At 57.8% G+C, this 23,029-nt stretch carries 23 protein-coding genes and 4 pseudogenes; 17 read left to right on the top strand and 10 right to left on the bottom strand.

The annotated features are described in order from the left end of the window. Nucleotides 1–328 (top strand): integrase core domain-containing protein (locus BMZ42_RS05145; RefSeq protein WP_139207855.1); only part of this gene is annotated, 328 nt, incomplete at its 5' end. Between the two features lie 121 nt (nt 329–449). On the opposite strand, the gene BMZ42_RS05140 is transcribed toward BMZ42_RS05145, so the two are convergent. Both BMZ42_RS05140 and BMZ42_RS05135 read right to left on the bottom strand, forming a co-directional pair. Then, the gene (locus BMZ42_RS05140; RefSeq protein ID WP_091519426.1) at nt 450–650 is read right to left on the bottom strand and encodes a hypothetical protein; all 201 of its coding nucleotides are present in this window, start codon (nt 648–650) and stop codon (nt 450–452) included. 331 nt (nt 651–981) lie between these two features. Continuing rightward, entirely contained in the window at nt 982–1,173 is a 192-nt protein-coding gene (locus BMZ42_RS05135; protein ID WP_091519423.1) for a hypothetical protein, read from the bottom strand. 105 nt (nt 1,174–1,278) lie between these two features. On the opposite strand from BMZ42_RS05135, the pseudogene BMZ42_RS05130 reads away from it, so the two are divergent. The 4 genes and pseudogenes from BMZ42_RS05130 to BMZ42_RS05115 all read left to right on the top strand — a co-directional run. Beyond that, nucleotides 1,279–2,033 (top strand): annotated as a pseudogene (locus BMZ42_RS05130) (IS3 family transposase); the annotation flags it as partial. After that, nucleotides 2,032–2,202, top strand: a pseudogene (locus tag BMZ42_RS05125) (transposase); the annotation flags it as partial. The pseudogenes BMZ42_RS05130 and BMZ42_RS05125, both read left to right, overlap by 2 nt. Before the next feature lie 154 nt (nt 2,203–2,356). Beyond that, nucleotides 2,357–3,352, top strand: coding sequence for an amino acid ABC transporter substrate-binding protein (locus tag BMZ42_RS05120; RefSeq protein WP_139207854.1), 996 nt, complete (start codon nt 2,357–2,359; stop codon nt 3,350–3,352). A 47-nt stretch (nt 3,353–3,399) separates the two neighbouring features. Then, the gene (locus BMZ42_RS05115) at nt 3,400–4,485 is read left to right on the top strand and encodes a GGDEF domain-containing protein (RefSeq protein WP_175556638.1); all 1,086 of its coding nucleotides are present in this window, start codon (nt 3,400–3,402) and stop codon (nt 4,483–4,485) included. A 44-nt stretch (nt 4,486–4,529) separates the two neighbouring features. On the opposite strand, the gene BMZ42_RS05110 is transcribed toward BMZ42_RS05115, so the two are convergent. The 3 genes and pseudogenes from BMZ42_RS05110 to BMZ42_RS17745 form a co-directional block, all read right to left on the bottom strand. After that, nucleotides 4,530–4,871: a hypothetical protein gene (locus tag BMZ42_RS05110; protein WP_091519415.1), complete on the bottom strand. Its 342-nt coding sequence runs from the start codon at nt 4,869–4,871 to the stop codon at nt 4,530–4,532. Between the two features lie 88 nt (nt 4,872–4,959). Further along, a pseudogene (gene istA / locus BMZ42_RS05105) lies at nt 4,960–6,390 on the bottom strand (IS21 family transposase); the annotation flags it as partial. 162 nt (nt 6,391–6,552) lie between these two features. Beyond that, nucleotides 6,553–6,645: pseudogene (locus BMZ42_RS17745) on the bottom strand (transposase domain-containing protein); the annotation flags it as partial. A gap of 141 nt (nt 6,646–6,786) precedes the next feature. Between BMZ42_RS17745 and BMZ42_RS05095 the strand changes: the two are divergent. Then, a complete protein-coding gene (locus BMZ42_RS05095) occupies nt 6,787–9,195 on the top strand; it encodes a putative bifunctional diguanylate cyclase/phosphodiesterase (RefSeq protein WP_175556637.1) in 2,409 nt (802 codons plus the stop codon). A gap of 232 nt (nt 9,196–9,427) precedes the next feature. Here the strand turns inward: BMZ42_RS05095 and BMZ42_RS17955 are convergent, their stop codons facing one another. After that, nucleotides 9,428–9,730, bottom strand: a complete 303-nt coding sequence (locus BMZ42_RS17955) for a hypothetical protein (RefSeq protein ID WP_175556636.1) — start codon at nt 9,728–9,730, stop codon at nt 9,428–9,430. 135 nt (nt 9,731–9,865) lie between these two features. Between BMZ42_RS17955 and BMZ42_RS05085 the strand changes: the two genes are divergently transcribed. From BMZ42_RS05085 to BMZ42_RS05075, 3 genes are all read left to right on the top strand, one after another. Then, nucleotides 9,866–10,120 carry a ribbon-helix-helix domain-containing protein gene (locus BMZ42_RS05085; RefSeq protein ID WP_091519403.1) on the top strand — a complete coding sequence of 85 codons (255 nt, stop codon included), beginning with the start codon at nt 9,866–9,868 and terminating at the stop codon, nt 10,118–10,120. After that, nucleotides 10,120–10,434, top strand: coding sequence for a type II toxin-antitoxin system RelE/ParE family toxin (locus BMZ42_RS05080; RefSeq protein WP_091519401.1), 315 nt, complete (start codon nt 10,120–10,122; stop codon nt 10,432–10,434). The genes BMZ42_RS05085 and BMZ42_RS05080 overlap by 1 nt, the downstream gene beginning before the upstream one ends. Before the next feature lie 262 nt (nt 10,435–10,696). Next, nucleotides 10,697–12,169: a TIR domain-containing protein gene (locus BMZ42_RS05075; protein ID WP_091519399.1), complete on the top strand. Its 1,473-nt coding sequence runs from the start codon at nt 10,697–10,699 to the stop codon at nt 12,167–12,169. A 352-nt stretch (nt 12,170–12,521) separates the two neighbouring features. Here the strand turns inward: BMZ42_RS05075 and BMZ42_RS05070 are convergent, their stop codons facing one another. Further along, nucleotides 12,522–13,406: an HAD-IIA family hydrolase gene (locus BMZ42_RS05070; RefSeq protein WP_091519396.1), complete on the bottom strand. Its 885-nt coding sequence runs from the start codon at nt 13,404–13,406 to the stop codon at nt 12,522–12,524. Between the two features lie 256 nt (nt 13,407–13,662). Between BMZ42_RS05070 and BMZ42_RS05065 the strand changes: the two genes are divergently transcribed. Genes BMZ42_RS05065 through BMZ42_RS05040 form a run of 6 tightly spaced genes read left to right on the top strand, consistent with a single transcriptional unit; the run spans nt 13,663 to nt 19,355 of the window. Continuing rightward, nucleotides 13,663–14,442 (top strand): DeoR/GlpR family DNA-binding transcription regulator, encoded by a 780-nt coding sequence (locus BMZ42_RS05065; protein ID WP_091519394.1) that lies wholly within the window; start codon nt 13,663–13,665, stop codon nt 14,440–14,442. Then, on the top strand, nt 14,439–15,461 hold the full coding sequence (locus BMZ42_RS05060; RefSeq protein WP_091519392.1) for an ABC transporter ATP-binding protein: 1,023 nt from the start codon (nt 14,439–14,441) through the stop codon (nt 15,459–15,461). Before BMZ42_RS05065 ends, BMZ42_RS05060 begins: the two co-directional genes overlap by 4 nt. Before the next feature lie 56 nt (nt 15,462–15,517). Beyond that, complete coding sequence (locus BMZ42_RS05055; RefSeq protein WP_091519390.1) at nt 15,518–16,789, top strand: ABC transporter substrate-binding protein; 1,272 nt, start codon at nt 15,518–15,520, stop codon at nt 16,787–16,789. 59 nt (nt 16,790–16,848) lie between these two features. After that, nucleotides 16,849–17,742, top strand: coding sequence for a carbohydrate ABC transporter permease (locus tag BMZ42_RS05050; protein ID WP_091519387.1), 894 nt, complete (start codon nt 16,849–16,851; stop codon nt 17,740–17,742). After that, on the top strand, nt 17,739–18,548 hold the full coding sequence (locus tag BMZ42_RS05045) for a carbohydrate ABC transporter permease (protein WP_091519384.1): 810 nt from the start codon (nt 17,739–17,741) through the stop codon (nt 18,546–18,548). The genes BMZ42_RS05050 and BMZ42_RS05045 overlap by 4 nt, the downstream gene beginning before the upstream one ends. Before the next feature lie 15 nt (nt 18,549–18,563). Continuing rightward, nucleotides 18,564–19,355: a phosphodiesterase gene (locus tag BMZ42_RS05040; RefSeq protein ID WP_091519381.1), complete on the top strand. Its 792-nt coding sequence runs from the start codon at nt 18,564–18,566 to the stop codon at nt 19,353–19,355. Nucleotides 19,356–19,370: 15 nt separating this feature from the next. Here the strand turns inward: BMZ42_RS05040 and BMZ42_RS05035 are convergent, their stop codons facing one another. The 3 genes from BMZ42_RS05035 to BMZ42_RS17950 all read right to left on the bottom strand — a co-directional run bounded on the left by BMZ42_RS05035 (nt 19,371) and on the right by BMZ42_RS17950 (nt 21,018). Then, complete coding sequence (locus BMZ42_RS05035; RefSeq protein ID WP_091519379.1) at nt 19,371–19,886, bottom strand: anthrone oxygenase family protein; 516 nt, start codon at nt 19,884–19,886, stop codon at nt 19,371–19,373. Then, a complete protein-coding gene (locus BMZ42_RS05030) occupies nt 19,883–20,536 on the bottom strand; it encodes a TetR/AcrR family transcriptional regulator (RefSeq protein ID WP_091519377.1) in 654 nt (217 codons plus the stop codon). The genes BMZ42_RS05035 and BMZ42_RS05030 overlap by 4 nt, the downstream gene beginning before the upstream one ends. A gap of 323 nt (nt 20,537–20,859) precedes the next feature. Then, on the bottom strand, nt 20,860–21,018 hold the full coding sequence (locus BMZ42_RS17950; RefSeq protein WP_175556635.1) for a hypothetical protein: 159 nt from the start codon (nt 21,016–21,018) through the stop codon (nt 20,860–20,862). Nucleotides 21,019–21,244: 226 nt separating this feature from the next. On the opposite strand from BMZ42_RS17950, the gene BMZ42_RS05025 reads away from it, so the two are divergent. Together BMZ42_RS05025 and BMZ42_RS05020 are read left to right on the top strand one after the other, a co-directional pair. Continuing rightward, nucleotides 21,245–21,856, top strand: a complete 612-nt coding sequence (locus BMZ42_RS05025; RefSeq protein WP_091519481.1) for a TetR/AcrR family transcriptional regulator — start codon at nt 21,245–21,247, stop codon at nt 21,854–21,856. Further along, nucleotides 21,849–23,012: an isovaleryl-CoA dehydrogenase gene (locus BMZ42_RS05020; protein WP_091519374.1), complete on the top strand. Its 1,164-nt coding sequence runs from the start codon at nt 21,849–21,851 to the stop codon at nt 23,010–23,012. The genes BMZ42_RS05025 and BMZ42_RS05020 overlap by 8 nt, the downstream gene beginning before the upstream one ends. Nucleotides 23,013–23,029: the final 17 nt, after the last annotated feature.

Below are 23,029 nucleotides of genomic sequence, written 5' to 3'. Positions count from 1 at the left end.
CCATGGCAGGCCCGACATCTTCAACACGGATCAGGGAAGCCAGTTCACCAGCTTCGCCTTCACGACGACGCTGAAGGATGCCGGCATCCGCATCTCCATGGACGGGCGCGGCCGCTGGATGGACAACGTCTTCATCGAGCGGCTGTGGCGCAGCCTCAAATACGAATGCGTCTTCCTCAATGCCTTCGAGACCGGCAGCGAGGCGCGCAGCGGCATCGGTTCCTGGATCGACTATTACAACCGTCGAAGGCTGCACTCAGCCTTCGACGGCAGGACACCCGATGAGGTCTATGCTACGGCAGAAATGACGGAGCAATTGGCGGCGTAGAAACAACCGGATCCACCTTAGCAAAGCCGCCAAGCTGTCTCACAGGGCGGGACCACCTCAAACACCCCGTCCGCTGGAAATGCGGCATGCGGCGGGCCGAAACGGATGAGTGGCCACAGTTTCAGCTACGAAGGTCTTGTGACCCCCGAAACCTAGGATGGCGGAGCACCTTCCTGTCGTCACGCTGCTTGTGCTCGGCAGTGGCAACAGCCTCAATCAGCAAGTCCAGAGCTTCACGTGCGTTCTTACTGATTTCATCCTGCCCATACAGATAGTCAAATGCCCGCTCCAGATGAAGGCGGGCGGCGGGATAGTCGCTCATGCAAAACTCCGTACAGCGCAAACCACGTCGCCTATCAGAACTGATGCACGTAAACGGGTGATCACTATCCACAGGTGGATTTAAATCAAACGCGATACGTCACCTCGGTAACTCAGCGTTTACCATTTTTCTGCAATCCTGATTTTGCAGCGGATTGGTATTGCGTTCCGCTTGCTGTTTCCTTTGATGACGAGTGGGCAACAAGACAACAGGACGTAGGTGACCACCACGCCAGCGGCAAGAAACAGAAACAGCGCCATGCAGAACGTGGGGTATTTCCACTTGTCGTCATGCATCGTCTGCCCTCGCGTCCGCTCCTTGACGCTCCAGCCTATGGCATCGCCGTCGCAATCGCCGCCGTCACGTCTTGAACGCCGGGGGCGTTCCAGACATCATCCCGCAACATGAACCTGTTGCTGTTCGTATGGGCGATGAAGGTGGACTTTTCGACCACGAGTGCGATGGGGATCAGCGCCGCTTTCATCACGTTGAAGTCGTCATCGAACAGAACGCCCGCCAACACGTCAAAGTGTCCGCCTTCAATGTCGCGGATGGTCGGTAATCCCCCCTGAATTTAAGGGTCTTCATTAGTAGAATTTTCTCGGCAAGATGTCTGAGGAGAATTTGAATGAAGAAGAGCAGATACAGCGAGGCACAGATCATCGCGATCCTGCGCCAGGCCGAAGGCGGTGTGCCGGTAGCGCAGCTTTGCCGTGAACATGGCATGAGCGATGCGTCATTTTACAAATGGCGGGCGAAGTATGGTGGCATGGACGCGTCCATGGTCAGCCAGATGAAAGCCATGGAAGACGAGAACCGTCGCCTGAAGCGGATGTATGCCGATTTGAGCATGCAGAACGATCTGCTCAAGGAGGCCCTAGGAAAAAAGTAGTTCGGCCATCTCAGCGCCGCGAGATGGCTGAAATAGCGGTGGAGCGACGCAGGGTCAGCATTGCGCTGGCGTGTCGAGCGTTTGGGGTCAGTCAGACCTGCTTTCGTTACAGCCCTAAGCTGAAGGACGAAAATGCAGTGATCGCCGATCTGCTGACAGAGCTGACAGACACGCACAGAAGTTGGGGATTTGGCCTGTGTTTTCTGCATCTGCGCAACGTGAAGGGTTATCCATGGAACCACAAGCGGGTTTACCGGATCTATTGCGAGTTGGAGTTGAACCTGCGGATCAAGCCCCGCAGGCGGCTGAAACGGGACAGGCCCGATGCGCTGGTCGTTCCAGATGCACCGAATGTGACCTGGTCGATGGACTTCATGGCTGATCGCCTCGGTGACGGCCGTGCGTTTCGGCTGCTCAACGTGCTGGATGATTTCAACCGCGAGGGACTTGGCATCGAAGTTGACTTCTCGTTGCCTGCCGAACGCGTTATCGTATGCGCTGCGCAAGCAAACCGTTGAACCCGTCTTTGGCATCATCAAATCGGTGATGGGCTTTCGTCAGTTTTCCTTGCGTGGTTTGAAGAAGGTGACGGGAGAATGGACGCTGGTTTGTCTGGCGTGGAATGTGAAGCGCCTGGCCGCCGTATTGCGTCTAACGTAGGGAGAAACAGGCTGAAAAGGGCTTTTTTGAGCCAAAATAGCCTGTTTTTAGCGAATTTTTCCTGTTTGGCTTGATCAAGACCGACAGGCTGCTAGCCAGTAAATATTTAACCGATTCTACTGCCGCTTACTGCTAAATATGGGGGGATTACCGTGTGAGCTTGCAAGACGACAAAGATCGTAAAGTTCCCGCTTCCGGCCGGCGCTCATGCCCTATCATCAAGCGACCCGGAATGATTCAACACGCCTGCTTCAATATGAATACTTCATTCTCGCCTTATCGCCGCAGTTTGCTCGGCCTGATGGCCGGAGCCTGGCTGCCTACGTCTTTCGCTGCTGCCGCTCCTGTTTTCAGCGTGCAGACCGAGCCGTCATTGGCCCATTGCATCGCCTTGCTGCATGCAGCCTTGAAGGCTGCCCAGTTTCCGGCGTCTCTGACCGACGCGCCTCACACGTCTGAAACGCGCAATCTTCACGAAACAACGTCTGGACGTATTCACATCAATCTGCTTCCAGCGTCTCCCACCAGACTGGATATGGTGCGGGAAGGACGTTTGAGAATGATCCCGGTCCCGCTTGAACGCGGCCTGCTGGGGTGGCGCACTTCTTTTATCCTGCAGGGCCAGGAAAAGGCCCTGGCTCATATCCGCGATCTGAACGGCCTACGTACTTTGACGATCGGGCAAGGCACAGGCTGGTGGGATGCAGAAGTCTATCGAGCAGCCGGGATCACAACCCGCGAAGTCCAGGCATGGCGCAACGGGGAATTTATAGAGCAGATGAAAGCTGGGGTAATTGACCTGTTTCCTATGGGGCTGGAAGAATCGCTGAGTTATTTCCTGCCTCATTTTCGTCAACACCATCAACAGCTCGGTCTGGAGGAGTCGCTGTTGCTGCGTTATCCCTGGTATCGCTTTGTCTGGGTGTCTCCCCATCCTAGTGCGGATGAGTTGTATGAAGCCCTGCAAAGGGGCTTCGACATCATCTGCAGTAACGGTGTATTCGAGTCAGTCTGGAACCAGACGCGCCAGTTGCCGCCCGCCGATTCCTGGCAAAACCGCACCGTCATTGAGCTGGACAACCCTTTCTACACTCCAGACATCGTTCCGCAGCGTTACCAACATCTTCTGCTGAAGAAAAAAGTCTCGTGATGTCCTCCCGGAAACTTTACACTCGGTTCCTGCGACAGCTCTTCCCATTGCTGGCCCTGGCCTACTTGCTTGCGGCCTCGCTCACCGCCTGGCTTTATTATCAGGATCAGATCACAGACGCCGTCAATCACCGCAAACAAACCCTGGACACCTTCGCCCATGTCCTGATCAAACCCTTGTGGGACTGCAACAGCCTGACGGCCAGCGGCATTATCCAGGCCATGATTTTGCAGCCTGACGTCTTGGGTGTCAGCGCGCTTGATCAATGCGCGCAGCAACCGATACAGGCAGGCGCCCTACCGCAACCGGGCGACAAAGATACCTTGGTTGCCCGGTTGCAATACATCGATGAAATGGACCGCGCCCACGCCCTGGGTGAGCTGCGTATTGCCTTCCGTCCGATCTCGATCTTTACGGCGGCCTCCCGGAGTCTGGCGCCCCAGCTGGCGGTCTTTCTATCAATGCTGGCCGCCGTGCTGGCCAGCGCGCTCTGGACGTTCAACCGCACCATCGGGCAGCCGCTGTCAACACTTCGCCAAGCCATGCGCGAGCACCAACCGCTGGACCCCATCCCTGAAAGCTGGACCGAAGAGTTGACTGAAGTGACCCAGACTTACAACACCCAGCTTCAGGATCTGCGTCGGCAGGCCAGGCATGATCCACTGACCGGTCTGGCAAACCGGCTGCTGCTGGAAGAGCACCTGAACCGCGTTATCCTGCAAGTCAGACGCGCAGGGTCTCAAGGCCATGTTCTGCTGCTGGATCTGGACCAGTTCAAGCCTGTCAATGACACACTGGGCCATGCCGCCGGTGACGAGGTGCTGCGAACGGTAGCTCAACGCCTGCTTGCCTGTGTGCGCAGCACCGACATCGTGGCCAGGCTCGGGGGCGACGAATTCGTCATCGTCACCAGTGACAGCCCGACCGACCCGCAAACCCACGACATCAAGGCACTGTTGGAACGCATTGAGCAGGCTCTGCGTGAACCTGCCTACTGGCAAGGGACTCCCATACAGATTTCTTACAGCTTGGGCCTGGCACGATTTGGGCAGGACGACTGCACCAGTGCTTCCTTACTTGCTCAGGCTGACGCTGAAATGTACCGTGAAAAAAATAAGCCGCCGGTAGGTTGAGCCAGCGGCTTAACTTGATTAGCAAGACTTAGTTTGGCGCGTGGTCAATCCATTTCTACAGCGGTCGTCTGTCCCGACACTACCTGCGCTTCTTCCAACATCAATTCAGGCACCAGCCCCACCCTGACCCGATAATTGCCGGGGGGCAGGGCCACTGGCTCGCCATCCACCTGTCCTTGCGCCACTTCCTGGCCGACCGCATCCAGTACGGTGTAATGCACCTGCAGCGCCTGACCCACCGCCTGATCAAAGCCGGCCTTATCCGCCGCGCTGAAATATTCCCCACCCCCAAGCTGGGCCCAGGCGCTGAAAATCTGTTCCAGAATGGGATCGTCCAGCGCGAAGCCGATGATGTTCAGGCGGACGTCATAGCCTTCACTGATCAATTCTCGGATCACCGCTTCCGGGTCGCCATCGCAGGTTTCTTCGCCATCGGTCACCAACACGATGGTGCGGGGGCCCTGCGCCTGGGCCAGGTATCGGTGCTGGCGTGATGCGGCCACGCTGCCTGGCCTGCCGATTCGCTTCCAAGTAACGCTTGAGCATGCTGGCCGTCAGCTCGTGGCGCTGCGATAGGCCGGTCATCAAGACGGCGTCAACGGGCTGATGATTTTGCAGCAGCGCGCGCACCGCCACGAGCTGATCCTTGTAGATACGTGGCGATGTGCGTTTGAGCACCGCGCATAAAGCGGTGGCTGTTTCCTGCTGTATGAGGGCCGCGATGGCTTGCTCAAGGTCGGCGATGCGCTGAGCGTGATCCCGGTAATGGTGATTGTTCTTAACGATCCGGCCACGCTCGGCACACAGCTTGTGCACGGCAATCGTGTCGCCCGTTTCCAGGTCAGTGACAGTCAGATCATTGTCGTGTTCTACCACGCCTACGTTGGCCTGTTGCCAGGCCATGGGCACGGAGTACTTGTTCGACTTCCAGGAGATGAGACCGACCTTGTCGGCGCACCGGGTCTGGACCGTGGCCGCCCGGGTGGTCACACTGGCCGGCGACAAGTACGGACGCAAGTGCTGGCGTTCCTCTTGCTCGAAGTGTTTGCGTGGCACGCGCCCCGTCGTTCCATGCACCCGCGCATTGGCCACCGTCTCGAGCCATTGCTGCAGGTGTTCGCGCAGCTCCTGTTGGCTGGCAAACTCCTCGCCGTACAGGCAGTCCTGCTTGACGTATTTGACGCCGGCTTCCACCTTGCCTTTGCTCTCTGGATCGTAGCCTTCGCAGGCGTAAATCCGGAAGCCCGCCGTGGTCGCGAATTCATGGAAACGCTGGTTGACGGTCAGTTCCCGATATTGTTCGCTGAGCACCACCAGCTTGGTCTGATCGTACACACACTCTTCAGGCGTGCCGCCGAAGTAACGCAAGGCCTCGTCGTGCAATTGAATGAAGGCCGCGGTATCCAGCGGCTTGAACGCGACCCCAACGTACATCAGGCGCGAGCACGACAGCACGAACACCACGAAGTGCACAGTACGTTCCTGCCCTCCAATGAGTACACCACGCAGTTCGCCCGGATCAACCTGGCATTGAATGCCGGGCACGGACTGGAGCACCGGCTCGTAATAGCGCAACTGGCCCGTGGCTACTTGCTCCTTTAACGCCTGCACATAGCGACGGATGCTGCGCGAGGATACCTCCAACTCGCCACGGCGTTCCTGTAGCCGACGCGCCAGCTTGACGGCACTGAGCTTCGGGAAACGCTTTAGTTGATGGATCAGGAAATCCCGGTGCGCATCCAGGCGCTTGTGGCGAGACCGGTCGTCCTGGTAGGCACTGATCTGCGTTTCTTCCATCTGCAAATATTTACGTACCGTATTACGCGAGATGCTCAGTTCCTGGCTAATGGCACGGATCGACAGTCCATTGCCCTGGTCATACAACCCTTTGATCTTGTGAATCACTACCCACTCCTTCACTGACGCGCTCCCGTTGCCCTTCTTTATATGGCGGGAACGCTACACGTTTCATGGCTTTGCAGCCACCGGGGGTGGGTCAAAACTACTGGCCATTATGGGGTCAGTTTAATTGGCCAAAAGTGGGTCAAAAAGTAAGCGGTGTTGCGCTCACACCTTGTCGGGATAGTTCCAGGGCAGCAGTTCATCGATCCGGCTCTGTTTGTGGCCGTTGACGATGGCGGTGAGCGTGCTGGTGAGATATGGACTTACAACAATGACCGCCCCAACATGGGCATCGGCGGCATAACACCCGCACAGAAACTGAAAATGGCCGCGTAAATTCTACGAATGCACCCCGTTAAAAAGGGGGAGATTACCGGTCGACAAAACCGGATCGACCACATGGCTCCTTTGCTGACATTGCAATTCATCGCGCTTTCGCTGTTTCCGCTATATTTTACCACGCTACCTGCGCCAATGCGGCGGGTTCATTTCTATGTCTATATAGCGCTCGTCCTGCTCATCGGCGGCTTTATGGGGAACGTCTATTCGGTGCCGATAGCCGATGGTGCCGTAATCTCGGGCGGCAACCTCTGCTACGGCGCCTTCATGATGGCGTCTGTGATGTTTGTCTGGGTCGAGCGAGACACGTTCATCTTGCGACATCTCGTCCGGCTTGTGATTTTCGTCAATATTTTCAAGATCGTTTTTGCCTTTCTCACTCAAGCCCTTTTGAGGGCGGACGGCGTTATCAATACCCACAATGTTCCGCCGGACATGTTTGAGGCGTCCACCTACCTGATTGTTGTAGGCGGCGTTCTCATTATCGCTGAATTGCTGATCCTTCTGTTCATTTTCGAGGCGGCCAAAAAGAAGATAAGCTCGCCGCTCGCCAATGGCGCGATCTACATCCTCGCGTTCATTCTTGTCCTCGTGTTGGATGGCTTTGCCTTTTTCTTCATTGCCTTCGGCGTCGGTTCGGAAATCGTGGCCATTGTTTTCGGAGGCATTCCCGGCAAGGTGTTGATGGCGACGGCCTTCAGCATACCGCTCGGTCTGTTCATGTTCTGGCAGCGAGAGGCATTCGTCGATTATCTTGAGAGCGACGTAGTCCGCTGGCGTCTTCTGACTTCCAGTAGCGCCGCCCTCATCAGGGAGATGGCCAGAAAAGATGAGGAGGTCCAGCGCGGAGCTGCCGTGTTCAGGAACTCGTCCGAAGGCCTTGCGATTGTTGATGCGTCCGGTGCGCTGCTTAGGGCAAATTTGGCATTCCGGAAGATGCTTGGGATCGACCCTGAGGCTAAGGACGTGAGCAATGCGTTCTGGTACGCGAACAAGCCCCTCAACCTGCCGAAAACGCTTGGGGCGCGGTGGCGCAACGAGGTCACGTTTGGGCGAGACCAGCAGAGTGTCGGCATTCTTTCCATCGTCCCTGTTGAAGGGGAAAGCGGCCCCCGCGACACCCACGTCTTTTCCCTCGCTGACATAAGCAAGCAAAAACACACGCAGGAAAGGTTGGAATACCTCGTACTACACGACCAACTGACCGGGCTTCCCAACCGTCGTTTTCTGGACCAACACCTGAGCGGCCTTCAAGAAACGCCGCATATATTCATTGCGGTCGATCTCGATCGTTTCCGCGACATCAATGACAGCTATGGCCACGGCGCGGGGGACCGCGTCCTTCAAGTCATAGGCGAGCGCCTTGACACACTCCGAACGACGCATCTCGGAGAAGGCGATGTGCTCTGCAACATCGGCGCCGATGCATTTGTCTTCGTCGTCCGGTCACGGGATCGCAAGTTCGTGGAACGCATCACAGAAGATATTCAGCGCGCGATTGAGCAGACGATCCACATTGACGACAGTCTAGCGGTATTCACCACCGTAACGATCGGCGTGAGCTATCAGGACATCGAGCAGAATGGTGATGCCCTTTTAGAGGCGAACACCGCCCTCTATGCAGCAAAGCGCAAACGGCGCGGTTCTATCGGGGTCTATCATCACGGCTTGAGTGGCGAGACCCAGAAGAAAATGGAACTGAGCCTCAAGCTGAAAAATGCGTTGGCGGATAATTTGCTGGACGTTCACTATCAGCCACAATTCGATACTGTCAGCCGCAAATTGCGCGGCATGGAAGCGCTTGCCCGGTGGACTGATCCGGAACTTGGCGTCATCTCGCCGGGCGATTTCATACCCGTGGCGGAGGCGACCGGCCTTATTGAAGTCCTTGGCGAATATGTTCTTGAACGCGCTTGTCAGGATGGGCGGCGATGGCTGCAAGACGGGCATCCACCCATCACCGTGTCAGTCAACATTTCGGCAAGCCAGCTCAGATTCGGGCGCTTTGCATCCGTCTTGCCCAGAACACTGGAAAGAACGGGCTTCCCCGCCCGGCAGCTTGAAATCGAGATAACCGAATCCTCCTACATTGAGCGTGAGGAAGAAGTGACGCCCTTGCTCCACAAATTGAGGGAAATGGGTGTCAGCATCGCCATCGACGATTTCGGTACGGGATACTCATCTCTTGCCTACCTGCGCGACATGCCGTGCGACTATATCAAGATCGACCGGAGTTTCATTACCGACATCCCCCACGATGCCAAACAATGCAACCTGACCTCCGCCATAATCGGACTGGCCAAGAGCATGTCGTTCAAAGTGGTGGCGGAAGGGGTGGAAACCAAGGAGCAACTTGATTTCCTGGCGGCTCAGGGCTGTGACCTTGTCCAAGGATACTATTTCGCACCCGCTCTGCCGAAAAACGAACTGGAAGCGCTGTTGGAGCGGGCGGAAAAGGGGGCCGGTTAATGTGCTCGACATGACTATCGCCGAACGACCCCAGGCCGAGAAGCCTAGCATATCGGGCAGCTCGGAACGCTCCCATGATTGCCGGTCAAGCAGGCAGTTCGCTTGTGCATGGTGCGGTGCAGGTGGAGAGGGCATATCTCCAGGCCCTGCGAGTGGGTTCAGGGCGGCGCGATAGCCCTCTGATCGGGTTCAGCGCCGATGCGCTGGCGGCATCCAATCGGCGCACGGTTGGTCAGGTGTCCAGAGGGCTGGAACGCCCTTTGCTCGATGGGTGCAGGGAGAGCCGAAGTCTCCCGCGCGTGGTCAACCGGCGCAACGGTTGGATGGCAGAATGAGGCTCGATGCTGAGGTTCCGCCACGGCTCGGGGGATGCAACGGGGGTGGCCTGTTGCCACTCGGCCAAGGTGAAGTTGAGCGGATTCTTCCAGCCATTTTCCTTGTAGCCGTCCGGCAGTTGCCAGCCGTGCTCAAGGAACAGGTCTTTCGATAGGCTATTCAGCCGGTTCTTGAAGTGCGTTTCGACTTGCTCCAACACGTTCGGAAAATATCCCAGTGCCCATTATGCTGGTCGGAAAAAATTCTCGGAGCCGGTTCCAGGAGGAAGGCAACGGGATTGAATCGTGTGCATTTTTGGTTATATTGAGTACACCGACATGAAAGGAGCGTTGCAATGTCTCGAACGACCACGATGACGGTCCGCATCAGTGGCACGCTCAGCGATTTCGTTGCCGCCAATGTCAGCGAGAACGGATCTTATGAAAACATCAGCGAATATGTCCGAGATCTGATCCGCCGCGATAAGGAGCGGGTAGAGATGGAAGCATTTGATCGGCTGAAGGGTGAACTGACACTTGCTTTCGCCGCACCCGAGGCGTCCTACAAGCCGCTCACTGCGCGCGAAGTGATCGCGCGGAACCGGGCCTGATGGCTGCTGTCCGTGTTCAGGAGGCAGCCTCTCACCGTCTCGACGAGATCTACCGCTACACGCAGGAAAGATGGGGTACCGATCAAGCAGATCGGTACATTACCGGATTGTTCGATGCTTTCGGCAAGATCGAAACTCACAGTGTCATGTCGAAGCCCGTCCCTGCGGAGTTCGACGTAGAGGGATATTTCTTCCGATACGAACGGCATTTCGTCTATTGGCGCCGTCTCTCGAACGGAGATATCGGCATCGTTACAATCCTCCACCAGCGCATGCACCAGATGGATCGGTTCCGCGAGGATTTTGGCTTGTAACCCCGGCTGCCACCGGTCGGCCGAGAGAGTTCATCAACGGGTTCTCACTCTTTCGCCATCCGAGGCCCGCCACAATTTCTTCAGACTGGAGAAGGTTGGATTTCAGGCCCATCCCCTCCGCCACTCCCCCAGATTGCCCTCTACGGCGCGATATTACCGACGATCTCCGCAGTAAAGTAGGGCGAGTCCACTTGAATCAAAGAATGCGTTGCGTCATTGCTGCCATCTAGTTGTCAGCCAACCGGGGAGTATCGAGGACGAAATGGCGTATTTGGAAGACGTTTTTGTTACCGAGGGCGTTCCGGAATTTACCTTTGTAAAGCCCCCAAATTACACCGCGCTTCTTGTTGACATCCGCCGCAAAGGCAAGCCGGTCGTGGTTGAAGGCCAATCGGGCACTGGTAAGACAACCACCGTAAAAAAGGCACTCGCGGAAGTTTTTCCACACAACACGCCAAAACTTTTGACGCCGCGCGAACCCAAAGATCTACCGATCATTGAGGCCATCAATTTAGATTCCGGCGATGAAACATATGTTGTCGATGATTTTCACCGGCTCGACGCAGATTCCAAAGAACGTCTTGCGAATCTCGCCAAAGTAATCGCTGAACGAGATAATCGTGACGGGCTTCCAAAAATCATACTCATAGGAATTAATAATGTAGGGTCAGATCTTATTCAGCTAGTGCCTGACATAGCAAAGCGCATGGGCATTCACCGTATCGCGCCAGGTACGACCGGTGTAATCGCCGAAATGATTAGACTCGGAAGCAGTCAACTAAATGTCGAGATTACGAACGAAGAAGCCATCATCACGGACTGCAGGGGCGACTATTGGCTAACCCAGCAAATTTGCAGAACAATCTGCGTCTCTAACGACGTCGACCAAACGCAAGAAAACACGCGGCGTATCGACTGGACACCAGACGAGATAAAAGCTCGCGTAGTGGAAACGCTACATCACAACTATGATCCGGCTGTTCGCGAATTTTGTCGCGGCCGTCGTTTTCGTCCCACAAATGACCCTTACTACAAACTTCTGCGAGCAGTCTCTGAGCAAGAGCGATCAAGTGTTGACCTAAATGAAATTACAAATTCACGCCAAGATATTAAAGGAAGTATAAACAACGTAAAAGATCATCGCCTGCGGGTTCTTTTGGAGCAAAAAGAGTCGTGCGCCAGATTGTTTTACTACGATGTGGATACTAAAAATTTTGCAATCGAAGATCCTGCTCTTTTTTATTACATAAAGAATCTGGACTGGGAGGATCTTCGGCAGCGTTGCGGTTTTCGCGAAGATGCCAAAGATTTTGAGTGGGATGTTGCAATTTCCTTCGCCGGCGAAAATCGGACCTTCGCAAACTTCGTTGGCGAGCAGCTCCGCGAACTTGACATTTCAGTGTTTTATGATCGCAACTACGAAGACAATTACCTAGGCGGCCTCTGGTCCAAGGAGTTCTTAGAAATCTTCGTTAATAAATCGCGCCTAGTCGTTGCGATTCTCGATCAACACCACAAGGACAAGGTTTGGCCGACTTTTGAGAGGGATTGTTTTACCTCAAGGGTTTCGGATGCCGAGGTGATTCCCGTTTTCCTTGATCGGACAATATTCCCCGGCATCCCGTCCGATCTTGTTTCTATTCATTTTCTGTTCGGGGGGGATGTTTCGACACAGTCAGACGCCATTATTGATGACGTGGTGCTCCGCATCGCGGGCAAACTGGACGGTCTCTAAAACGATGTCAGTGGCGATGGTGTCGCCAACCCAACCGCTAAAAAAACGCAGAATTTCCACATCTAACCAAACGAAATCAGCTTGGGTAACCGGCTAAAGAGCCACTTTCCGGGAGCAAGCCCCCGAAATCTGCCTGTCCGCCCTCCACCCCATCGCAGCCACCCGCTTATGGCTCATTTTAGAGGACCATAGCGTGTGTTGTCCTCGGCTTCGTCCCGCCAAAGACTTACCCCTGACCCGCTCAGACAGGTTCGGGCGCTCCTTCCGGTTGCTTCCAACTCTTTGCGTGCGGCATCTTCAGGTCCGCGTCCGCGTCACCACTGACTGCGCTCCCCCCCGCCCCGTGGCGACCTCAGATTCGGGCGAGTTGCCAGTTGGCGAATATGCCTGCGCGTTCGGCAAAAACATCCGCCTCGTGGCCTGCGAAAAGTCCGTCTTTGGTGACAAGCACGGTCTGCCAGCCGCGGGCGGCGGCACCGATGATGTCGGTGTGAAGCGTGTCGCCGCACATGGCGATGCGCGCGGGCGGTATGCCCGGCAGGGTCTTTTCCACCAGTCGATAGGCTTCAGGGAACGGCTTGCCGTAGAAGCTGACCTGATCGGGGTGGCGATCTGCGATGCGGTGTCCGTAATAGCCCGGCTCGATTGAAAAGCCGTGGTCGCGCGGGGCCACGAGGTCAGGATTGGCGACAACAAGCGGACGCGGCGAAGCGTTCATCGCCGCTTCCAACATCGTCTGCCGCTCTTCGGTCCACTCGGCCGACGACAGGAAGAGAAAACCCTCCACGTCGGCATAGGCGCTTTTATCGCTCTCAAGACGCGTCCACCTGAACGGGATGTCGGCAAGACGATCCTCGGACGTCGCGATCACGCCCCAATGCAGATCCTGCAGGCTCTGCAGCGCAGCATCGCGGCTGGTGATGATTTCTTCGTCGCGAACCCGAACGCCAAGACGACGGAATTTTTCGACCGCATGTGCGCGGTCATAGCTCGCCGCATTGGTCAGGATGCGAATCTGGCAGCCTTGGGAGCGCAACTCATCCAGCCGGATGTCGGCTCCCTCGATCAGCGTGTCCCCAACATTCAGAACGCCGAATGCATCGAACACGAAAGCATCGACCTTTCCCGCCAGATCCAGCAAGGAGCTGATTTCCGCCGTCGTGGAAACAGCGTCCGCTTCCGGCAAGCGCGACCGGACGGCTTCGTAGCGGCCAAAGATAGTTTCTACATCCTGCATGTCAGCTTCCATTCACCAGCCCCGGACGCACTGTCACGAAAGTGCAACTTGTCCGCGTTAACCGATCATATCGCAAGACCACAGCGATCTGGAAGATACAAAGCCTCAAAACAACATCAATCGGCCTATCGGCGGCGAATTCTTGGGAATTTCTCCACAGATCGGGATAGTTTTGTTATTTTTTTGTTTCTTCTCACAAAAACTTGTTGTTTTGCCAGTTTGGCTGCCCTAGCCTTCAAGTGGAGGAGCCCCAAGGATGTCGTACAGCAAGAGCAAGAGGCGTGAGAAACTACTCGCCCTCGTCAATGAGCGAGGGGCCATCTCCGTTGGCGCACTGGCCGAATTGCTCGACGTCTCGATGCAAACGATCCGCCGCGACGTGGATGAATTGTGCGACGGCGAGAGCCTTCGTCGGCTGCATGGCCGTGTCGAACTCGGCGAAAAGGCGCTCAACATTCCTTTCGATCAGCGCACCGGGACCAATCTGGCGGCCAAGGAATCGATTGGCGCCGCAGCAGCGAGGCTGATCCCTGACGGAGCCACGATCTTCATCTCGATCGGCTCCACGCCGGCAGCCGTGGCACGCGCGCTTCGGGCGCGCAAAGGACTGACCGTCATCACGAACAATCTGACCGCCGCAATGGCGCTGAGCGACGAACTTTCCAATCGCATCATCATTCCGGGCGGCGAGCTTCGCCTGCCCGACCGCGACCTGCTGGGCGATGAGGTCGTCAGTTTTTTTGCGCGCTACCGGGCGGAATTCGGGATTTTCGGCACAGCAGGGGTCGCAAGCGACGGCCGCCTGCTCGAATTCCATTCCGCCGAAGTCCGCGCCAGCGAGCGTATCAGGCTCAATTCGAAGACATCCATTCTTGTCATCGATCGTTCGAAATTCGGTCGGGCGGCACCAGCGCTCGGGCCAAAAATCACCGACATAGATCGCGTTGTCGTCGATGAAATGCCAGCGGAAGACTTTGCGGAAGTGATCGACTCGTTGGGCGAAAAGATTGTGCTGGCCAAGGAGAACGGGTCGTGACGGATAAGGGTTTTGTGGTTCTCGACAACGTCGCAAAGCGATGGAAAGGCCAGCTTGGCGTCGAAAACATCACGCTCGACATCGAAGAAGGCTCATTCGTCGCCCTGCTCGGCCCGTCGGGCTGCGGCAAGTCTACGACGTTGCGGCTGATCGCTGGCCTTGAGGCCGCTGACGAAGGCCACATCATCATCGACGGCAAGGATGTAACCCATGCGCCGTCGGCTGACCGCAACCTGTCGATGGTGTTTCAGTCCTATGCGCTGTTCCCGCATCTGAGCGTTGCCGAAAATGTCGTCTTCGGCATGAAGGTGCGGCGCGTTTCCAAGGCGGAGCGCGCTGAAAGGCTGGCGCGTGCGCTCAAGATCACCGGCCTGGAAGGGCTGGAGGCGCGCAAGCCGGGCGAATTGTCTGGCGGGCAACGCCAGCGCGTGGCGCTGGCGCGGGCGATCGTGGCGGGCAAGCGTCTGTGCCTGATGGATGAGCCGCTGTCCAATCTCGACGCCAAGCTTCGCGCCTCCGTTCGCAAGGACATCAAGCGGCTGCAGCGGGATCTGGGCATCACCGTCATCTACGTCACGCATGACCAGACAGAGGCGATGAGCATGGCCGACAAGGTCGTGCTGATGAAAAGCGGCCATATCCAGCAGGTCGGCTCGCCAGCCGATCTGTATGACAGACCCGCCAACACTTTCGTTGCCGAATTCATCGGCGCGCCACCCATGGCGCTGATCGAAGCGCCAGTTATCGGCGGGGCCGCATCAAGCGACATTCTCGGGCTTCGGGCGGAACATGTCCGTCTGGCCGAACCAGGCGCCGGAAGGCTCACTTGCACCGTTGCGGAAAGCGAATTTCTCGGTGCCGAAACTCTCATCAGCCTGTCACATCCGGGCACTACAGGCTTGTGCGTGCTCCAGCCGGGACTGGCTCCCGTCGAGGTGGGCACAGAGGTTTCGGTCACGTTCGACGACCGCGACATTCATGTCTTTGACAGCGAAGGGCGCCGCAGGGAGGCAGTTTGAGCCTTGCAGGTGCAGCTCCGCACGCATTGTGAAACGAAAGGACAGGAGGAAAAGCCATGAACTACTTTACGAAAGCCAGCTTTGGACTGGCAGGACTTCTGGCAGCAACCGCACTGACGCTGCCGGCCTATGCACAGACCGAACTGACGATGTACTATCCGATCGCAGTCGGCGGCCCGCTCACCAACGTCGTCGACAAGATGATCGCCGACTTCGAGGCCGAAAACACCGACGTCAAGGTCAATGCGATCTACGCCGGCAATTACGACGACACGCGCGTGCGTGCGCTCTCGGCGCTGAAGTCCGGCGAGCCAGCGCAGCTGGCGGTCCTGTTCTCGATCGACGCCTATGACCTCATCGAGCAGGAAATCATCACCCCGTTTGATGAAGTGGCCACCGACGAGGCCAGCAAGGAGTGGCTCAAGAGCTTCTACCCGGCGCTGATGGCCAACGGCGAGATCGAAGGCCATGTCTGGGGCATTCCGTTCCAGCGCTCGACCATCGTTGCCTACTACAACAAGGACAAGTTCAAGGAAGCAGGCCTCGACGCCGAAAACCCGCCAAAGACCTGGGACGAGATGGTCGCAGCCGGAAAGGCGCTGACCAAGAACGGCAAATGGGGCCTGATGATCCCGTCGACGGGTTACGCCTACTGGATGTTCCAGGCGCTCGCGATCCAGAACGGCAAGGAGTTGATGTCGAACGATGGCCTCAACACCTATTTCGACGATCCAGCCGTCGTCGAAGCGCTTGAGTTCTGGAAGGCACTGTCCGACGAACACAAGGTGATGCCGTCCGGGACGATTGAGTGGGGCACCCTGCGCCAGGCGTTCCTGGAGGGGCAGACCGCGATGATGTGGCACACGACCGGCAACCTAACTGCCGTCAAGGATGCCGCGACGTTCGACTTCGGCGTCTCGGTCCTGCCGGGCAACGTGCAGCCGGGTTCGCCGACCGGCGGCGGCAACTTCTACCTGTTTGCCGAAACGACGGAAGAAGAACGCGCAGCGGCCCTGAAGCTGATCCAGTTCATGACCGCTCCCGAACAGGCAGCGCAGTGGTCGATCGCGACCGGCTATATGGGCGTATCGCCGGCATCGTATGAAACCGAGGCGCTGAAGGCCTACGGCGCGGAGTTCCCGCCAGCGCTGGTCGCCCGCGACCAGCTCGAGAACGCCATCGCCGAGTTCTCGACCTACGAGACGTCGCGCGTTCGTGACGGCCTCAACAATGCGATCCAGGCAGTTTTGACCGGAACCAAGGATGCCAAGTCTGCGCTCGGTGAAGCGCAGGAAGCAGCCGAGCGTCTCCTGAAAGACTATCGCTGATCCACTAGCACGATGGCGCATCAGCCCTGCGGCTGGTGCGCCAATTTCCGAGGACAGTCATGGCGCGAAGCATCAATCTCGACAAGAAGCAGCAGACAATCTACGGCTGGCTGCTGCTGCTGCCGGCAGGCGTCCTTTTGTCCCTGTTCGCGTTTTACCCGGCTGTGGCGACATTCTGGTCGAGCCTGTTCTCGCGCGGAACACGCCGCCGCGCCGCCGAATTCGTCGGCACCGAAAACTACACGGCCCTGTTCAATGACCCGACCTTCTGGGTCGTGGTCAAGAACAACCTCATCTACGCCGCCGCAACGGTCCCGATCTCGATCGGCATCGCGCTGGCCATGGCGCTATGGGCCAATTCAAAGATCCCCGCGCGCGGTTTCGTGCGCACCGCCTATTTCACCCCCACCGTCCTGCCGATGATTGCAGCGGCAAATTTGTGGCTGTTCTTCTACACCCCGGATCTGGGTCTGCTGGACCAGATCGGCGGGCTGTTCGGGTTCTCGTCCGTCAACTGGCTCGGCCGGCCTGACACCGCGCTCTGGGCGGTGATCATCGTGACGATCTGGAAGGAGGCAGGCTTCTTCATGATCTTCTACCTGGCGGCCTTGCAGACGATCCCGGAAGACCTGCGCGAAGCCGCCAATATCGAGGGCGCAAGCCGCTGGACCTTTACGCGGCGCATTGTGCTGCCGCTCCTGATGCCGACGACCCTGTTCATCATGGTCAATGCCATGATCAATTCGGTGAAGCTCATCGACCACCTTTTCATCCTGACAAAGGGCGGGCCGAACGATGCTTCGAAACTGATCCTCTACTACATCTGGGAAATGGCCTTCGCCTTCTTCGATGCGCCAGCAGCGGCAGCCACAACGGTGATCGTGCTCGTTGTCCTCTGCACCGTGGCAGCAGTTCAGTTCTTCATGCTTGATCGCAGGACGCATTACCAATGAGCCGCTTTCTCCGACATATCGAAGGCGCAGGCGCCATTCTCCTGGCGATCATCTGGATTTCGCCACTGGTATTCGCGTTCTGGGCGGCGTTCCACACGACGTCCGACGCGGTGAACTTTCGCATTTTTGCGCCGTGGACCATGGAAAATTTCCGCACCGCATGGGAAGGCGCGCCGTGGCTGCGCTATTTTCTCAACACATTCATCCTCGTGACCGTGGTGCTGATAGGACAGTTCATCCTCACCACGCTTGCCGGATTTGCCTTTGCCCAGCTGAGATTCCCCGGCAAGGATTTCGTCTTCATCCTGGTCCTGATGCAGCTCTTCATCCTGCCTGAAGTGCTGATCGTCGAGAACTACGCGATGGTATCGCGGCTTGGCCTGTTCGACACGTTTCTGGGCGTCGGCATGCCGTACATGGCCAGCGCATTCGGCATCTTCCTGATGCGACAGGCATTCAAGTCCGTGCCGGTCGAATTGCACGAGGCGGCGAAGATCGAGGGATGCAGCCTTCTGGGCATCTTGTGGCGTGTCTATGTGCCGCTCGCGCGCCCGACCTACCTCGCCTATGCGCTGGTTTCGGTCTCGACTCACTGGAACAACTTCCTGTGGCCGCTGATCGTGACAAACACGACCGCGACACGTCCCCTGACGGTCGGCCTTTCGATCTTCGGCGCACCGGAAAGCGGCGTGAATATCAGCGTCATTTCGGCGGCGACCATGATGAGCGTTGCGCCATTGCTGATTGTCTTCCTGATCTTCCAGCGCCAGTTCGTGCAGGCATTCCTGCGCACCGGCATCAAGTAATTTCGGGAGGACGCCGTGGCGCGCATTCTGCAGATCACCGATACGCATCTGGTCGCCCGCTCCAGGCTGGTTTCCGGCGTGCTCGACACCGCCCAATTGTTCGAGGCGCAGATCGCTCAGATCGCGCAGGCGCTGCCGCGTATAGGGCCGATCGATAGTCTGCTGGTGACCGGTGACATCAGCGATGACGGCACCGCCGAAAGCTATGCCTTGTTTCGAGAGATCGCAGAGCCGCTTGGCCTGCCCTTGCTGGTGATCCCCGGCAACCACGACCAGCGCGAGCCGATGCGCGCCGCGTTTGCCGATCTTGGTCTTTTCGAGGCCGCAGGGCCACTCAACTGGGTGCGCGACCTCGGCAATCTGCGCCTCGTCGGCATCGACACCCTCGTTGAAGGGTCGGGCGGGGGACGCATCGATGCCGTCACCGCCCGTTTCCTTCAACAGGCGCTGGCGTTTGACGGGCCGGTGCTTCTGGCGATGCACCATCCGCCATTCGAATGCGGCATTGCATTCATGGACGCTATCGGCCTGGCGGGGAAGCCTGAGCTGGCCGACCTGTTATCGCAATCTCCGGCGGACATCCGGATCGTCTGCGGCCATCTTCATCTGGCGATGACGGGCCAGATTTCGAGATTTCCCGCGCTGGTTGGCCCCTCGCCCTGCAGCACGTTCCAGTTTGACGTGCGCCCCGACGCGCCGGTCGGCTTTTACACCGGCAGCGGCGGCTTCATGATCCATGAATGGAACGGCGTTTTTCGCAGCGTGCATATTCCCGCACAGACAGGACAAGGCCCGTTCCCGTTCTGACGGGTCAGGCAGGCCTCAAGCGGGTGCGCCAGCAGCCGTCCGCGATGACAGGTGGATGGCGAGGCCCGTCAACGCCAGCGTGATGCCACTGACGATTGTGCGCACCACGTTCCAGAACTGCCATGGCGTCGAATAATCATCCCAGATGCGCTGCGCTTCGGCGGCGTCCTGAGGAATGGCGACCACAGCCAGCGCCTCGTTCATCGGAACGTTGACCGTCATCGTCAGAACCATGCCACCCAAAAGATACAGCAGGCCGGCGAGAGCAAAAATCACGCTGGCGGCTTTCAGACGGCAAAACCAGGCGAGCAGCGCGGTCGCGAGCAGGAAAAAAGGCGTGCCGAAAAACGCCGGGGCAAATACCGCATTGCGCACAGACGCGTTCATCGCCTGCATCGCGCCGATCGCGACAGCCGGATCAGCCGCATCCAGCCCCCACATCGTCGAACACACCCACGCATAAAAGAAGCCGAAAATCGCACCGCTCGACAACAGCGACAAAAGCGAAAACACGCAGAGGGCAGGTTTCATCTGGAAGGTCTTTCCTTTGGGGGAGACAGAGACTGCGTCTGGTTGGCGGGAGCATGAAGGCGGAGAAAAAGGGTCATGGCATCGCCGGCCCGCCGCTCTATTTCGGCAGGCGACAATTCATCGAGAACGCCAATGACACGTCGAATCTGAAGGTCGCCGATCAACAGTCGCAGGTAGATGTCGGCGGCGTCCGCGGGACTGTCGCAGATAATACGGCCGGACCGGCTGGCCATCTGCAGCACGTCGCAGACGAGCGGCGCAATGGTATCACGCCCGAATTGCGCGATGGCCGGGCCGAGCGTCTTCGTGTCGCCAAAATCGCCCGCAGCGGCGCGGTTCAGCACGATAGCCTTGTCGCTGGTCACAAGAGACAAAAGGACAGGGCCGAGCGCAGCTAGCGCATCGAGCAGATCGCCTCCTTCATGAAGCGTGCGCTCCAGCAGGAGTTTTGCCTCTCTCGCGTTGGCTTCGACCAACGAACGGAACAACGCCTGCTTATTGCCGTACCATTTGTAGAGGGTTTCATTGGAGACCGCTGCGCGCTGGGCGATCGCCAGCAGCGAGGCAGATTTGTAACCGGATTCCTTGAGAACCGCATAGGCAGCGTCTTCAATACGCTGGCGCCGTTCGATCTGCTTTTCAGTAGCCATCACACCTGCCTCAATGCAAAAATCGTACAAATATGTACGATTTTGTCAATGAGACTGTTCAGACGAAAAAATGCTATTTTTGAAGATGCAGGTGGAAAAGACGCGGCAGCGAAGCCGTCAGAGACGCGGACGACCGCCCTCTGAAGGCGGGCAGATCATCCAGAGCGTGTCCGATTTTCGTGGGCCCAAGGGAGCGCGAAAGCGTTGTTTTGGCGTGATTCATGCAGCACTGAGCGCCCGCCGCTGCAGTCATTCCACAACGTCTGCAACTGATCTGGCCGGTCGCGCTGGGTTCTGCTCGACGAGAGCAGAGGGCAAATGAATTATCTGCGGAAAAGTGTTACAAGCACACTGCGCATCGCAGAATAGTCATCGCTGCCGATTTTGACTTCCCAGTCCTGCTTTACCTTGCGGGGCGGAAATTTAGCTCTTCGCAACGCCGTCTGAAAAACAGCGAGATCAATGCCGACTTCCAGCGCCATATCTCCAACTGTCTTGTGAAATCTAGACAATGTAAAATCTCCTTATTGCTACACTAGATATAGGAGACGGAACCGCGAACCGCAAATCACCGCTCCAGGAGACGATGAATCCTTGCCAATCGGGTTCTCCATTGCGTCAGTTTGTGGAGAAAACAGGCCGCGTTCTTCAGAACCGGATTGAATTAATTGAACGACCGTTTTATTCCTTATTCAACAGGAGCGGATGATGGCGCGGACGGTTGGTTCGGACGGTGAAAAAACGCGCAGCGCAATCCGCGATGCAGCGACCGGCCTTTTTGCCCGTCACGGCTACGACGCTGTCTCGATCCGTCAGATCGCTGCCGAAGTCGGCGTCCAGGCAGCCGCCCTCTACCGCTATTTTGCGACCAAGGAAGACCTGCTGTTCGATCTGATGCAGAGTCATATGGATGCGCTGATCGACAGCTGGGAGCAGCAGCGCCCAAATGACGACCCGACCGCGCGGCTGGCCGCGTTCGTGGGCAACCATATTCGCTTCCACATCGAGCGTCGTCATTCGACCCACGTCAACAACATGGAGCTGCGCAGCCTGTCCCACGACCGGCTCAGCACGATATTGCGTCTGCGCGGTGCGTACGAAAAGGAACTGCGCCAGATCCTGCGCGACGGCGCAGAGACGGGCGCATTCGTGATCGAGGATGTCACGCTGACGGCGATGGCGATCATCCAGATGATCACCGGCGTGATTGTCTGGTTCCGGCCCGATGAGCGTCTGTCGGTCACACAAGTCACCGAAACCTATCACCAAATGACCATGCGCCTCGTCGGCGCGCAGGAATGGGAGAGCCAGCATGTATGATCACGTCATGAATTTCGGGCTTGGCGAAGACATCGACGCCCTGCGCGACACGGTGCGCCGCTTTGCGCAGGAGCGCATCGCGCCAATCGCCGCCGAGATCGACCGCTCCAACGAATTCGCACCGCATCTGTGGAAAGAGATGGGCGATCTCGGCCTGCTCGGCATGACCGCCGACCCCGACCATGGCGGCACCGGCATGAGCTACCTCGCCCATGTCGTCGCGATGGAGGAAATTTCCCGCGCCTCGGCGTCGGTCGGCCTGTCCTATGGCGCGCATTCAAACCTGTGCGTCAACCAGATCAACCGCTGGGGCACGCCGGAGCAGAAGGCGAAATACCTGCCGGGGCTGTGCGCCGGCGATGCCGTCGGCGCGCTGGCGATGTCAGAGCCGGAGGCAGGCTCCGACGTCGTCTCGATGCGCCTGCGGGCCGAGAAGAAGAACGACCGCTATGTTCTCAATGGCTCGAAGATGTGGATCACCAATGGCCCCGACGCCGACACGCTGGTCGTCTATGCCAAGACCGACCCGGAGCGCAATTCGCGCGGCATCACCGCGTTCCTGATCGAACGCGAGATGACGGGGTTCTCGGTCGCGCAGAAGCTCGACAAGCTCGGCATGCGCGGTTCCAACACCGGCGAACTGGTGTTCGAGAATGTCGAAGTGCCGTTTGAGAACGTGCTCCACGAAGAAGGGCGCGGCGTCGAGGTGCTGATGTCAGGCCTCGACTATGAGCGCGTCGTCTTGTCAGGCGGGCCGCTGGGCCTGATGGCCGCAGCGCTCGACGCAGCGGTTCCTTACGTCCACGAGCGCAGGCAGTTTGGCCAGCCGATCGGCGCGTTCCAGCTGGTGCAGGGGAAGCTCGCCGACATGTACACCACGATGAACGCCTGCCGCGCCTATGTCTACGCCGTGGCGTCGGCCTGCGACCGCGGCCAGACTTCGCGCAAGGACGCCGCCGGCTGCATCCTCTACGCCGCCGAAAAGGCGACCCAGGTCGCGCTCGACGCGATCCAGCTGCTGGGTGGCAATGGCTACATCAACGACTACCCGACAGGCCGCCTTCTGCGCGACGCAAAGCTTTACGAGATTGGCGCCGGCACCAGCGAAATCCGCCGCTGGCTGATCGGCCGGGAGATGATGGACGAGGCGGTTTAGCCCCTTCCCTTCCTGCG

The sequence above is a fragment of the Aquamicrobium aerolatum DSM 21857 genome (assembly GCF_900113935.1).
GTDB classification, from domain to species: Bacteria; Pseudomonadota; Alphaproteobacteria; order Rhizobiales; family Rhizobiaceae; genus Aerobium; species Aerobium aerolatum.
This window is presented reverse-complemented; position numbering and strand designations above follow the sequence as displayed.

Excerpts from the sequence above, each read along its gene's own strand:
- BMZ42_RS05140 (WP_091519426.1), bottom strand. The coding sequence starts at position 650 with ATGAGCGACTATCCCGCCGCCCGCCTTCATCTGGAGCGGGCATTTGAC.
- BMZ42_RS05095 (WP_175556637.1), top strand. The coding sequence starts at position 6,787 with ATGGCTCCTTTGCTGACATTGCAATTCATCGCGCTTTCGCTGTTTCCG.
- BMZ42_RS05085 (WP_091519403.1), top strand. The coding sequence starts at position 9,866 with ATGTCTCGAACGACCACGATGACGGTCCGCATCAGTGGCACGCTCAGC.
- BMZ42_RS05080 (WP_091519401.1), top strand. The coding sequence starts at position 10,120 with ATGGCTGCTGTCCGTGTTCAGGAGGCAGCCTCTCACCGTCTCGACGAG.
- BMZ42_RS05075 (WP_091519399.1), top strand. The coding sequence starts at position 10,697 with ATGGCGTATTTGGAAGACGTTTTTGTTACCGAGGGCGTTCCGGAATTT.
- BMZ42_RS05070 (WP_091519396.1), bottom strand. The coding sequence starts at position 13,406 with ATGCAGGATGTAGAAACTATCTTTGGCCGCTACGAAGCCGTCCGGTCG.
- BMZ42_RS05065 (WP_091519394.1), top strand. The coding sequence starts at position 13,663 with ATGTCGTACAGCAAGAGCAAGAGGCGTGAGAAACTACTCGCCCTCGTC.
- BMZ42_RS05055 (WP_091519390.1), top strand. The coding sequence starts at position 15,518 with ATGAACTACTTTACGAAAGCCAGCTTTGGACTGGCAGGACTTCTGGCA.
- BMZ42_RS05050 (WP_091519387.1), top strand. The coding sequence starts at position 16,849 with ATGGCGCGAAGCATCAATCTCGACAAGAAGCAGCAGACAATCTACGGC.
- BMZ42_RS05045 (WP_091519384.1), top strand. The coding sequence starts at position 17,739 with ATGAGCCGCTTTCTCCGACATATCGAAGGCGCAGGCGCCATTCTCCTG.
- BMZ42_RS05035 (WP_091519379.1), bottom strand. The coding sequence starts at position 19,886 with ATGAAACCTGCCCTCTGCGTGTTTTCGCTTTTGTCGCTGTTGTCGAGC.
- BMZ42_RS05030 (WP_091519377.1), bottom strand. The coding sequence starts at position 20,536 with ATGGCTACTGAAAAGCAGATCGAACGGCGCCAGCGTATTGAAGACGCT.
- BMZ42_RS17950 (WP_175556635.1), bottom strand. The coding sequence starts at position 21,018 with ATGGCGCTGGAAGTCGGCATTGATCTCGCTGTTTTTCAGACGGCGTTG.
- BMZ42_RS05025 (WP_091519481.1), top strand. The coding sequence starts at position 21,245 with ATGGCGCGGACGGTTGGTTCGGACGGTGAAAAAACGCGCAGCGCAATC.
- BMZ42_RS05020 (WP_091519374.1), top strand. The coding sequence starts at position 21,849 with ATGTATGATCACGTCATGAATTTCGGGCTTGGCGAAGACATCGACGCC.